Source organism: Comamonas faecalis (assembly GCF_039538025.1).
Lineage (GTDB): Bacteria > Pseudomonadota > Gammaproteobacteria > Burkholderiales > Burkholderiaceae_C > Comamonas_C > Comamonas_C faecalis.
Window position 1 is genome coordinate 16,202 of record NZ_BAABBP010000039.1, and the last position, 12,246, is coordinate 28,447.

General features: G+C 62.8%; 9 protein-coding genes. 1 reads left to right on the forward strand and 8 read right to left on the reverse strand.

All coding sequences use genetic code 11. The features are described from left to right. Positions 1 to 5: 5 nt before the first annotated feature. From ABD767_RS15730 to ABD767_RS15755, 6 genes are all read right to left on the reverse strand, one after another. Positions 6 to 3,635, reverse strand: coding sequence for a PilC/PilY family type IV pilus protein (locus ABD767_RS15730; protein WP_103046007.1), 3,630 nt, complete (start codon positions 3,633 to 3,635; stop codon positions 6 to 8). Positions 3,636 to 3,726: 91 nt separating this feature from the next. Continuing rightward, positions 3,727 to 4,521, reverse strand: a complete 795-nt coding sequence (locus ABD767_RS15735) for a PilX N-terminal domain-containing pilus assembly protein (RefSeq protein WP_103046012.1) — start codon at positions 4,519 to 4,521, stop codon at positions 3,727 to 3,729. A gap of 5 nt (positions 4,522 to 4,526) precedes the next feature. Next, on the reverse strand, positions 4,527 to 5,390 hold the full coding sequence (locus tag ABD767_RS15740; RefSeq protein ID WP_103046013.1) for a PilW family protein: 864 nt from the start codon (positions 5,388 to 5,390) through the stop codon (positions 4,527 to 4,529). Between the two features lie 40 nt (positions 5,391 to 5,430). Beyond that, on the reverse strand, positions 5,431 to 6,084 hold the full coding sequence (gene pilV, locus ABD767_RS15745; protein WP_103046008.1) for a type IV pilus modification protein PilV: 654 nt from the start codon (positions 6,082 to 6,084) through the stop codon (positions 5,431 to 5,433). A gap of 34 nt (positions 6,085 to 6,118) precedes the next feature. Further along, on the reverse strand, positions 6,119 to 6,703 hold the full coding sequence (locus ABD767_RS15750; RefSeq protein ID WP_103046009.1) for a GspH/FimT family pseudopilin: 585 nt from the start codon (positions 6,701 to 6,703) through the stop codon (positions 6,119 to 6,121). 12 nt (positions 6,704 to 6,715) lie between these two features. Beyond that, complete coding sequence (locus ABD767_RS15755) at positions 6,716 to 7,270, reverse strand: GspH/FimT family pseudopilin (RefSeq protein WP_103046010.1); 555 nt, start codon at positions 7,268 to 7,270, stop codon at positions 6,716 to 6,718. A 216-nt stretch (positions 7,271 to 7,486) separates the two neighbouring features. Here ABD767_RS15755 and ABD767_RS15760 point away from each other — a divergent pair, with 216 nt between their 5' ends. After that, the gene (locus tag ABD767_RS15760; RefSeq protein ID WP_103046011.1) at positions 7,487 to 8,611 is read left to right on the forward strand and encodes a DUF4172 domain-containing protein; all 1,125 of its coding nucleotides are present in this window, start codon (positions 7,487 to 7,489) and stop codon (positions 8,609 to 8,611) included. 425 nt (positions 8,612 to 9,036) lie between these two features. On the opposite strand, the gene ABD767_RS15765 is transcribed toward ABD767_RS15760, so the two are convergent. Further along, complete coding sequence (locus ABD767_RS15765) at positions 9,037 to 9,687, reverse strand: GDSL-type esterase/lipase family protein (protein ID WP_344869926.1); 651 nt, start codon at positions 9,685 to 9,687, stop codon at positions 9,037 to 9,039. Positions 9,688 to 9,903: 216 nt separating this feature from the next. Beyond that, entirely contained in the window at positions 9,904 to 11,964 is a 2,061-nt protein-coding gene (gene metG, locus ABD767_RS15770) for a methionine--tRNA ligase (RefSeq protein ID WP_344869927.1), read from the reverse strand. Positions 11,965 to 12,246 lie beyond the last annotated feature (282 nt).

The following is a 12,246-nucleotide window of genomic DNA, read 5'->3' on the forward strand; positions in this document are numbered from 1 at the left end:
TTTCTTTATTGAATCTGGCGCCAGCTGGGACGCAGAGATTGTTCAGGCATGCGGTTGAGCACGTCCGGCTGACCTGGATCTTCTCCGGGTTTGGCGCCGCCCTTGGGGCCGAAGTCAAGCACCTTGTTACCTCTGGCGATCAAGGTATGCGCGCCTGCTGCGACTTCTGCTCGGGAGAAATCCCCGATCGTGTCCATCAGCTTCACACTGGGCTTGGCGCCATCCATGACGTTGACGAAGGTGCGGTACTGGCGTTCCTTGTCCACAGATGTGGAGGTGCAGCTCTCGATCTCTGGGTCGACGTCCGACCCCTTGGCCGGTACCTGCGAGTACATGACCAGCAGGTTGCTGCCGTCGTAGAACTCCAGGGGCTTGAGCAGGCGCTCTCCAATGGCCGGGAGATCCATGTACCAGCCATTGTGCGTGGCCCAGTTCACCTTGGCTTCAGGGGTGATCGTGCCGTAGGCGCGGCCGTCTTCGGTCGCCGTGGTGATTTTTTGTGCGGCCAGCTTGGCGTCATCCACTCCGGTGCCCAGCGCTGCGGGTGCGGGAATGTTGTTGTCTGTGTCACCAGGGTGAATCTCCAGGCGCTTGCGCTTGCCGTCGATAGTGTCCACAAGCTTGTAGCGCGTGTTGTCCAGCACCGAATACAAGGTCTGTACTTTCACGTCGCTTTCGTCGGCCTTGCTGACGTTGCGCCCCGTGCCGAAGGCCACCATCATGCCGCCAACGGCCTTGGACGTGCCTGGCTTGCATTTTTCACTGACGGCGTCCACTTCGCACTTGAAGCGGTCGTTGGCGCGCACCGTGGGGGGCGCCGTGATCGGCTGGATGTTGAGACGGGATGCGTCGCCCAGCGCGGTGGGGCCGCGGGCGGTGAACAGAGGCTCACCGTCAAAGGCTACGCCCCATTGGCTTGCGTCGTCGCTGGTCAGGTCGAACTTCCACAGATTGCCCAGATTGTCGCCCGCGTAGGCCACGTCCACGCGCAGGTCGCCGTTAATGTCCACCAGGCGCGGGGCCGACAGGCCGTTGTCGCTGGCTCGGCCGGAACCGGTAGTGTCGTCGCTGGCGGCGACGATGCGCTTGAGCTCTCTGGCGCCATCGAGGTATTGAATCAGCAGTACCGGCCTTTGGTTGGTGCTGTTGTAGCCATTGCCCAGCACCACGGCCCAGCGGTCGTTGTTCAGACGTGTGATCTGGGTGCTGCGCATGGGGTTGGCGTCGTCTTTCACCGGCTTGGCGGTGATGTAGCCAATGTCGGCATCCTCGTCGCGCACGGTTTGGCAGGTGGTGAGCGCCGCACCGGTGAGAGCGGTGCAATTGGCGGCTGCGTCGTCGGCGCTACGGGTGCGGTCAACCAGTGCGGAGTTTTTATCAAAGCTGCCGGGGTTGGTGACGTCGAGCACAAAGTAGCCCTTGCCGCCGGCCCCCAGGGCCCCCACCAGCATGGTGCGCCAGTCTTTTGCCGGATTGCTGGCGTCGTGGTTTTTTTCGTCAATGTCTACGTCGCCTGTCATGGGCGAACCATCGACGAAGAATTTGTGGTTCTGGTCGAAGGACGCATCGGTCAGGTAGCGCAGGCGGGGGATGACGCCCTTGGGCACGTAGGCCAGCTGTTCCTTGCCATTGTCAGCCAAGAATCCATGCAACATGCCGTCGTTGCCGCCCACATAAAGAATGGGGCTGCGGTCTCTCTGGGCCTTGATGAAGTCAACGTAGCCCTTGAGTGCGTAGTTGCTGACGGCCCCGCCCGTATACCAGACGTCGGAGTTGATGATGTCGCCTTGGGCGCTCTGGCGCGGGCGGAAAGGTTGGGCGGGTGGCGTGCCTTCCTTGCTGCGGTCGCCGCGGATGTAGTTCAGGCGTGCCTCGCCCTGCGCGGCGCCTTGGTCGGCGCCGGCGATGTTTTGCTGCAGCGAGAGTTTTTGCGCGGCGCTCAGGCGGGTTTCATCGCTGGCCCACTTGAACTCCACGCCGCCCTGATCCTGGTAGCTCGCGTTTTTCTTGTCGCTCCAGCTGATGATATTTCGGGCTCCGGCGCTCATGGCGTCGATGCGAGCAGCGGTGTTCTGGCCTTGCCATCCCTCTGCCGGCTCAGTGCTGCCGTCTGTCTTCACGGTTTCTGCGGTGAGAAAGCCCTTCCATGCCTTCTTCGGTTCGTAGTTGCCGGTGAACTTGCCTACCGCATTGCGCGAGACGTTGCTTCCGCTGGTGGCGCTGGAAGTCATGTCGGGTTCTGTTTGGGTGTTGATGGAGCCGATGATTTCGCGGAATGCTTTTTCCAGATCCTTGCCTGTTTCTACGGCGTAGAAGCGGCCGCGGCCATTGAGGGCGGCGTGCCAGAGGTCGAGAGAGCGGACTTTCTCGCCGTCGCTCATTGACGGCCAAGATATGTTTCCATTAATTAAGTCAGGCAGACTCCCATTGCTACCTGCATCGTAGCTAAATGGAACAAGTAAATTCAAGTCGGAATACGTGGTATTGCCGTTTTTGCAGCCTTGCCCTGGGGCCTTTATGACTGAGCAAGCGCTGATATTGTTTTTTCCATCATCGGCATTGCTGTCGTATCCATTTTTTTGATTGCCAGGCCATGTGTAAGCCATTTTGCTGAAACCAATGGTGTAGGTCACCATATGGGGCCAGGTGGCGGGATCATAGCGAGGGTTCCAGTAGCGCTCCAGAATGGCGTCTTTGCCGTTGCTGTCCTTGCCGAAATTCTCTGTTTCCGGTGCACTGCGGTATTCAGCGTTGGGCTCGACATTCCCGGTCAGGCCGGTCGTTTGTAGGGGCTTGGCCCAGCTGTAAAAAGCCCAGTCTGCGAGCGTTTTATTGTGGGTGTCACGATATAGAGCAGTTTTGGCTCGGTCACTGGCTGTTTTGCCGCCATAAGTGGTTTCGTCGGGTAGTTCCAGATTGGTCGCGTTGTCCCGCCAGGAAGTATCGCCGACGTCGGATGCCGTGCCATTCCAGCGACCGTCGGTCATCATGATGTGGTAATTACGACGGCAACCCAAAAATGGTGCACCAGTGTTACCTGGGTCGGACGCCCACGGGCCGTTCGTGCTAAGGGACCGTCGCATATAGCTGTCGGCCTGTTTGAACATCAGGTGCGATGGTGTGCCGTTCTTTGGCGACAGACTATCAATAAAATTTTGAAAATTAATTCGATGCGCGTCGGTGAGTATGCGCATCGAATTGGTATTCATTTTGACGTTGCCAGCATAGTCTGCGCTGTCCACACTCCCCGCATCTTGCGCATTACCGTTGTTCCACATGACTTGCCAAGCTAGGCGGATTTGTTTTTCAGGAAGCAAATCTTTATCTTTGAATACTTCTGTTAGCGCATATTTCAATACATTGATGCGACGATCTGAATCGAGCCAATTTCCATCGGCGTCAGGTTTTTTGTTGTTCGTCGCCCCAGATGTGGATTCCGAGTCAATGCGGTAGTTCATGCTCCCTGAGTCATCCACGGAAATGATGACGTTGGGCCGCACGTAGGGCTCGGTGCTGCCCGGGGGGCCTTGCATCAAATCCAGCGCCAGCACGCCTTGCGGGGTCAATACCGCCATGGCCGCCAGGGCCAGCAGCGTCTTGTGAAAACCGGATGGGGTGGAGTGGATGCGGGGCATGGTGTGCTCCTCTTTGCGGCAATAACGTGAATCGGGTATTGGGTCGGCTCTATGGGGGAGAGCGGGATGGCGATCGTTTTTTAGGGTTCGCTTAATCCTTGCGCCGCTGCTGTCCATAGGTCTGCTGCAGCACCACCAGGGTGCTGGGCTTGTGGCCGTGGGCGAGGGCGGTGATGCGGTAGACGACGCTGGGCAGCAGGTTCATTGGCAGCAGGTTGGCGTTGGAGATGGCGCCGTCTTCGCTGGTGATTAGGCCCGAGCTTTTGCTGCTTTCGTCGTAGGGCAGCACTTCGACCCAGTACCAGCCGCCTCGGTCGCCCTCGGTTGCCGCCAGGATGGGGTTGGCCGGCGCGTCCGTGCTGCCAAGGCGCGCGCCTGTGTACTGGCCGTAGCGCGCGCCGGCGGGGGTGCCGTCTTCGTTGGCGCCGGTCATCTGCGCCAGGGTGATGCCTTTGACCTCGTCTTTGTTGTTCCAGAAGTCCTGGCTGCCGCTGCGTTTGATGCACAGGCCGTCGCTGCACTTGGTGGTTTTGCCGTCGAGGTCGGCCAGCAGCAGGCCAACTTCCTGGGCTTCCAGCGGAATTTGCGCCATGCCCGCCTTCTGGCGGCAAATGTTCTCGTTGCTTGCATCAGGTTCGCAGGGGTTGCCATCGGCGCTCTCGCCGCGGATGTCCAGCTCCGCGTCCTGGAGCAGGGCTTGCGCAGCCTCGAAGGCGCGCTGGTAGTCGGCGTCGTTGCCCACCACCATTTCATTGAACAGCGCGGTGCGCGCGCCCCACAGGGCCAGCAGCATCGACAGCATGACAAAGACGATGACGACGAACAACGCCACTCCGCGCTGGCGCGGATGCGGTGTGCGAAAGAGGGGCGGTGGTCTGCGGTGCATGGCGATCAAGGGGTTGCCTCGGTGAAGATGGTGCCGATCAGGCCCTGACTGCGCAGCTGAAAGACGTTGCGGAACGCCAGGTGCATGCGCTGGGCGCGAGTGCCGGTGAGCGTGGTCATGTCGACGGCCGTGCCGTCGCAGCCGGCGTAGCTGCTGCCGGCGGGCATATCGATGCGCTCGGCGCCATACAGCACCAGGCAGACTTCGACGGCCTGCACGCGCGGCCAGTTGTCGCCAACGGTGGCGGCGTCGACATAGCGAATCGTGGGGTTGCCAGTGGACACGTTTTCCTGCAGCAGGTAGCGCACCTGAAAGTCGGCGACGTTGTCGATGATGGGCTGCGCAGTACCGCTGGCGCTGGCACAGCGCAGTGCGGCGTCCTTGAGGATGAAGTTGCTCTGGATCAGCGTGTCGCTGGGACTGGCGCCCAGGCAGTCGCGCGCCAACGAGTCCTCGGCACCGTCGGGAAATAGCTTTTCCTTGTAGTTGCTGTAGCCTGTGCTGAGTTTGTATTCGTTAGAGCCAGGGTTGTCCTTGCCCTCGATGGACGTGGTTTCGGCATCGAAGTCACCATCCTTGATGACGAAGGCCACGGGTTCGAGGTAGGAGATGTCGGCCGCGGTTGTGCCCGGGCTGAGATCAAGCTCCAGCGAGCCTGTTTGACGCAGCTGCTTGCCGATGATGCGCATGGCATAGGCTGCTTGCTGCTGGATGCTGCTGGCGTCGCTGACTGTGCCGGTGACGCCGCGCGAGACCATCAGCGCGCTCATGGCCATGGCCACCACGAGCAGACCGATGGCAATGCCGACCATGAGCTCGACCAGGGTGACGCCGCGCTGATTTTCAAGGTGTCGATGGTTTGTTTGCATGGCTGGGTAGGCGCGGGCAGCTATGGTTTTTGAGAGCATGTCAAAGCCCCGGGCAGTAATACAAGGGAGCGCCCCCGGTGGGGTAGGGCGCGCACCGGGCGGCAACGGGAAGGTATTGAAGGTGGCAGGTAAGACCGTCGGGGCAGGCGTTGGCGAGATCCGTGCCGTCGCTGAGCGTGCCGTCGGCGGCGCGGACCTTGGTGGCGTCGATGTTGTTTCTGTAGTCGTCGCTGTCGTCGCGCTCGTTTTCGCGCCAGCCAATCATCACGCCGAGCTGGCGGCGGTTCGGATCGTTGGCGGCATTCCCTTCGCCTGGAGCCCAGAAGATGCTGGCTTGTCCCAGGGGAAGCAGATTGCTGACGTTTTGTTTCCAGACGGCCACGTCGTAGGTTGCCTGCGCCTCTTGGTCGCAACCGCTGCTGCAGTCGTCAGGGGTGGGCTTGTCCGCGAAGTCGGACTGGTAGCTGTCGATGGCGACCAATGCATTGGGGTTGGCGCGCATGCGCTCGCCCAGGTCTTCGATCAACCGTATGGCTTGCGCGCGGCGCACGGAGGTCGTGGTGTCCGTCAGCGTGCGCATCTGCACCCCTACGATGCCGAGAATGCCCAGCGCGGCGACGATGAGGGCGATCAGCGATTCGATCAGCGTGATGCCGCGCTGCTGTGTTGGTGGAGTGGGTTTGCAGTGTTTCATAACGATAGTGGGGCTGGCGGGGGCAGGGCGTGGCTCAGCAGGCAATGTCGGGGGTGATGCGGATGCGCCCGCCCGATCCCATGCACAGGCGGCGGGCGGCAGGGTGGGTGTCGGCCTGGCCTTGGGGCCGGATGCCAAAGCTGGGCCAGGCGCCGGCCACCTTGCCCCAGCGGTCGAATTTGATGCGGGCGGCCTGGTTGTCGACGGCGCTGCGGGTGATGAGCACGGGGCCGGGTGCGGCGACGTGGTGCAGCACGGCGTCGGTTGCGTCGCAGTTGCCGCTGGCGTTGGTGTCGTGGCAGATTTGCCAGCCGCAGCCCCAGTCTTTGTTGCCGGTGGCGCTGGCGCAGCTGCCGGTGGTATTGGGCAGTTTTTGCAGAAAGACATTGCCGCCGCGCTTGATGGCCTCCGACCGCGCCAGATGCAGGCTGTGCTGCAGCGCGTCGGCCGCCTGGCGCACGCGCCAGCTGTGAAACAGGTTGGTAAAGCTGGGGGCTGCCAGCGCGCTCAGGATGGCCAGGATGGCAATGGTCACCATCAGCTCGACAGCGGTGAAGCCGCCGGCAAAAGCCACGGCGGGGTGCGCGTGGTGCTGTGCAAAGGTACTGATGGCGCGCATGGTGCTTCTCCTTCAGGTGGGGCAGCTGCCTCCGCTCTTGGCTTGGGCGATGCGCCCGCCGAGCCCCAGGCACAGGCGCAGGGCGCTGGCGCTGGTGTCGTCCTTGCCGGTGGGCTTGACCAGAAAGTTCAGGGCCTTGGCTGCGCCGCCGCTGGTGTCCGAGACCATGCCCCAGCGGTCGACGTAGAGCTTTTCTTCGGTCGTGCCACCCAACTCGATGCTGATCTTGGCGGGGGTGCTGTCCACTTGCAGGTCGGTCTCGTCGCCGGCCTGGGTGTAGATGATCTTCCAGCCCTGGCCCCAGTCGTCGTTGGGCGCGAGCGATACGCCGCCGCCGCGCTTGATGGCCTCGGAGCGCGCGTAGTAAATGCTGGACTGCAGCGCCTCGGCCGCCTGGCGCACGCGCCAGCGCTCCATCAGCGGGGTGAAGCTGGGCGCGGCAATGGCGGCCAGGATGGCGAGGATGGAGATGGTGACCATCAGCTCGATGGCGGTAAAGCCGCGCAGCCGCCGGCGGGGTGCGAGGCAGGGGGGCGTGCAGCGGGCGTGGACGGACGGATGTGACATGGCTGGATGTTACGACGCGTATCAATGATTGCCACAGTTTGCACGATGAGTGGCGTGAATGTGGGGATGAGCGGCGGGCGATGGCGGCGAGGTGGGCTGAAACGCTGGCGCTTGTCGGCGGCAAAGACACGTCGTGCGGTGATTGAGGGATTTATTCGCCGCAAAAAATGCGGTGAATGAGTGCAGTAAATCGTCTGGTTTCTGCATAATCTCCGCATGTCTAGCGGAGATTGCACCTATATCTGGCAGGCCGATGACTGGCCGAATTGGCGTTTTGACCTGGGCGCTTTGACGGGCGCAATTGCCGAGACCAGCCATGCCCAGGGGGCGTTGATGGGGCGGTTGACTGATGTTGGCATGGTGCTGCGCGATCAGGCCAGTCTTGCCATGTTGACGCAGGATGTGGTCAAGACCAGTGAAATTGAAGGCGAGCATCTGGACGTGCAATCGGTGCGCTCGAGTATCGCGCGCCGGCTGGGTGTGGATGTGGGGGCGCTGGCACCCGTGGATCGGCATGTCGAGGGGGTGGTTGAAATGGTGCTCGATGCGACGGGCAATTGTCATGCGCCGGTGACGCGTGAACGGTTGTTTGGCTGGCATGCCGCGCTGTTCCCGACAGGGTATTCGGGGCTTGCCCGGATACGCGTGGGGAGCTGGCGTGACGATGCAACGGGGCCGATGCAGGTCGCCTCTGGCCCCGTTGGGCGTCAGAAGGTGCACTTTCAGGCGCCACCGAGTCATCGCTTGGGAGCCGACACCGACTGTTTTTTCGACTGGATCAACCGCACCTCTGGCGAGCCGTCGCTGATCAAGGCGGGTCTGGGGCATTTGTGGTTTGTCACCTTGCACCCCTTCGATGATGGCAATGGGCGCATTGCGCGGGCAATTGGCGATCTTTTACTGGCGCGCGGTGATGGCAGTGGGCAGCGCTATTACAGCCTTTCGGCGCAGATACAGCGTGAGCGCAAGGCGTATTACGACATTCTGGAGCGTACGCAGCGGCGCTCGATGGACGTGACCGAGTGGCTGATCTGGTTTCTGGGCGCGCTGCACCGCGCTATTGACCAAGCGCAACAGACGCTTGATGTCGTACTGGCGAAAGGGCGGTTTTGGCAGCACTGGGCTGGGCTGCCATTCAATGCCAGACAGGTGAAGGTACTCAACAAATTGCTCGATGGGCTGGAGGGGAAGTTGACCAGCAGCAAGTGGGCCGCGATGGCCAAGTGTTCTGCCGACACGGCACTGCGTGACATCAATGATTTGCTTGCGCGTGGCGTATTGCGCCAGGCCAATGGGGGCGGACGCAGTACCAGCTACGTGTTGACCGATGCGCCACGGTAGCGCAGTGCTGCCATTGCATTTTTGTTGATCCGGCCCACTGAAGTCTTGATGCGAGGGCTGCGTCCGTGGGCAGCGAAGTCCCTCGTGGGAGCGGCGCCCTCGCCGCGATGGGTGCCGGCAGGATGCCGGCACTCCCAGTGGGCCTCCACACATCCCCAACGCACGCCCCACCCCAGGGTAGGAGCGGCGCCTTCGCCGCGATGAGGTGCCGGCGAGACGCCGGCGCTCCCAGGTGACCCACGCATGCCTATTGATTCGGCCCTTTGAAGTAGCAATTTTTCGTCATTCCGGCGAAGGCCGGAATCCATGACTTCCTCCCAAAAGCACTGGATCCCGGCCTTCGCCGGGATGACGAGTTCAAACATCACAAGGCCGGAGCAATAAAACTATTTTTGCAGGGGTGGCAGGTGGGGCTCGGCGCCGTTCTACCCCTGCACCCAACCCTCGGCGCGCAGCCACTGCGCCAGGCCGTCGGCGTAGCGGGCGTAGCCCTGGGCGTTGGCGTGTACCTGGTCGGAGCGCAGGTGGGCGTCGGACAGCACTTCGGACCAGCCCTTGGCGTACAGCGGCACGCGCATCTCTTGAGCCAGCTCGGCGTACAGCGGGTGGTCACTCAGGCGGCCGGTGCTGGCGGCCAGCAGCGAGAACTGCGGCACGGCCAGCAGCAGCACCTGCGCGCCGCCGTCGTGGCAGGCCTGGCAGATTTGCTGGATGTTGTCGCGCGTGGTGGCAGCGGGCACCTGGCGCAAGAAGTCGTTGCCGCCAATGCCGACGATGACGAGCTGCGGGGCGTGCTCATCGAGCAACTCGGGCAGGCGGTCGAGCGCCTGGGCGCTGGTGTCGCCCGACACGCCGGCGTTGACCACGTCCCAGCCGGTCTGCGCGGCCAGCAGCGTGGGCCAGGCCTCATGGGGCCGGGCGCCCACGCCCTGGGTGAGCGAGTCGCCCAGCGCCAGCACGGTGGCGCCGTCGGGCAGCGCCTGCGCCTTGGGGGTGCGCTTGCCGCAGGCGGGCAGCAAGGCCAGCGCGGCAAGGGCGGTGAGCAGGCGGCGGCGTGGGAGGGCGGCAGGTGGCATGTCAGATGTTTCCTGTAGGGGGTGTTTCTCCCTCCCCCGCTGGGGGAGGGCTGGGGTGGGGGCCGGCGACGCTGAGAGTATGTGTTGCGTCAGTTGCAGGGCGCCCCCATCCCAACCTTCCCCCAAAGGGGGAAGGAGTGCGAAACGCTGGCGCGCAGCGGGGTGATTTTTCCCTCCCCCACTGGGGGAGGGCAGGGGTAGGGGCAGCGGCGCCGGTCAGTGAATGCGCATGCCCGGCTGGGCGCCGGGGAAGGGTTCGAGCATGTAGATGCCGGGGTGGGCTTTTTCGTCGGCGTGGCTGGCGGCCAGCACCATGCCCTCAGAGACGCCGAATTTCATCTTGCGCGGCGCCAGGTTGGCGACCAGCACGGTGAGCTTGCCGACCAACTGCTCGGGCTGGTACATGCTGGCGATGCCGGAAAACACGTTGCGCATGCGGCCTTCGCCCACGTCCAGGGTGAGCTGCAGCAGCTTGGTCGAGCCTTCGACGGGCTTGCATTCGACGATTTTGGCGATGCGCAGGTCGATCCTGGCGAAGTCGTCGATCTTGATCTCGGGCGCGATTTCCTCTCCGCCCGGGGTGACTTTTTCTGGCTCGGGCAGGGCGAACAGGGCGTCGAGCTGCTCCACCGTCACGCGCTGCATCAGGTGCTGGTACTGGCCGATGGCGTGGCCTGCGCCCAGCAGGTTGTGCGCGTCGGCAAAGGCCAGTGGCTGCACGTGCAGAAAGCCTTCGACCTGCGCGGCGACGGCCGGCAGCATGGGCTTGAGGTAGATGGTCAGCAGGCGGAAGGCCTCGATGCAGGTGGTGCACACGTCGTGCAGGCGCGCCTGCATGTCTTCCTTCTTGGCCAGCTCCCAGGGCTTGTTGGCGTCCACGTAGGCATTGACGCGGTCGCACAGCAGCATGATGTCGCGCGCCGCGCGGGCGGTGTCGCGGTCTTCGTAGGCGGCGACGATGGCGCTTTGCTGCGTGCGCAACGCTGCAAGCAGCTGCTGGCCGTCGTCGCTCACCGCGCCCAGCTGGCCGCCAAAGCGCTTGGCGATGAAGCCGGCCGCGCGGCTTGCGATGTTCACGTACTTGCCGATCAGGTCGGCGTTGACGCGGGCCATGAAGTCGTCGGGGTTGAAGTCGATGTCTTCGTTGCGGCCGTTGAGCTTGGCGCCCAGGTAGTAGCGCAGCCATTCGGGGTTCATCGACAGGGCCAGGTATTTGAGCGGGTCGAGCCCGGTGCCGCGGCTTTTGCTCATCTTCTCGCCGTCGTTGACGGTCATGAAACCGTGCACGCAGATCTTGGTGGGCGTCTTGCGGCCGCTGAACTTGAGCATGGCGGGCCAGAACAGCGTGTGGAAGGTGATGATGTCCTTGCCGATGAAGTGGTATTGCTCAAGATCCGGGTCGGCCATGTAGGCGTCGTAGTCCTCGCCGCGGCGCTCCAGCAGGTTTTTGAGCGACGCCAGGTAGCCGACGGGCGCGTCCAGCCAGACGTAGAAGTATTTGCCCGGCGCGCCCGGGATCTCGATGCCGAAGTAGGGCGCGTCGCGCGAGATGTCCCAGTCGTCAAGGCCTTCGCTGGTCGAGCCGTCGGGATTGGTGCGCACGCCAAACCATTCGCGGATCTTGGCGGCCACCTCGGGCTGCACGTGCTGGCCGTTCTGCGTCCATTCCTTGAGGAATTCGACGCAGCGCGGGTCGGACAGCTTGAAGAAGAAATGCTCGGAAGTCTTGAGCTCGGGCCGGGCGCCCGACAGCGCCGAGTACGGCTCGATCAGCTCGGTGGGTGCGTACACCGCGCCGCAGACCTCGCAGTTGTCGCCGTACTGGTCCTTGGCGTGGCAGCGCGGGCATTCGCCCTTGATGAAGCGGTCGGGCAGAAACATGTTCTTCTCGGGGTCGAAGAACTGCTCGATGGTGCGCGTCTCGATCAGGCCGTTGGCCTTCAGGTCCAGGTAGATCTGTTGGGCCAGCTGGTGGTTCTCGGGCGCGTCGGTGCTGTGCCAGTTGTCAAACGCAATGTGAAAGCCGTCCAGGTACTGCGCGCGCCCCGCGGCGATGTCGGCGACGAACTGCTGCGGCGTCTTGCCGGCTTTCTCGGCGGCAATCATGATCGGCGCGCCGTGCGCGTCGTCGGCGCCGACGAAGTTGACCGCGTTGCCCTGCATGCGCTGCGCCCGCACCCAGGTGTCGGCCTGGATGTATTCCATGATGTGGCCGATGTGGAAATGGCCGTTGGCATAGGGCAGGGCGGTGGTGACGAAGAGCTTGCGTGCGGTCATGGGGGTGGCGGTCTTTCTTGGCGTAACCGGCCATTTTATTGCTCCGGTCTTGTGATGTCTGAACTCGTCATCCCGGCGAAGGCCGGGATCCAGTGCCTTTGGGAGGAAGTCATGGATTCCGGCCTTCGCCGGAATGACGAAAAATTGCTACCCCAAAGGATGCTCTGAATAACTCACCTCCAGGCGTGCTACGTCTGGGCTATTTTTCAGATGATGCAATTTGAGTTGACTTCGGCAGGGGCAACTATTTTTTTGCCCGCCGATCGGGGCGTTTTGCCCCTT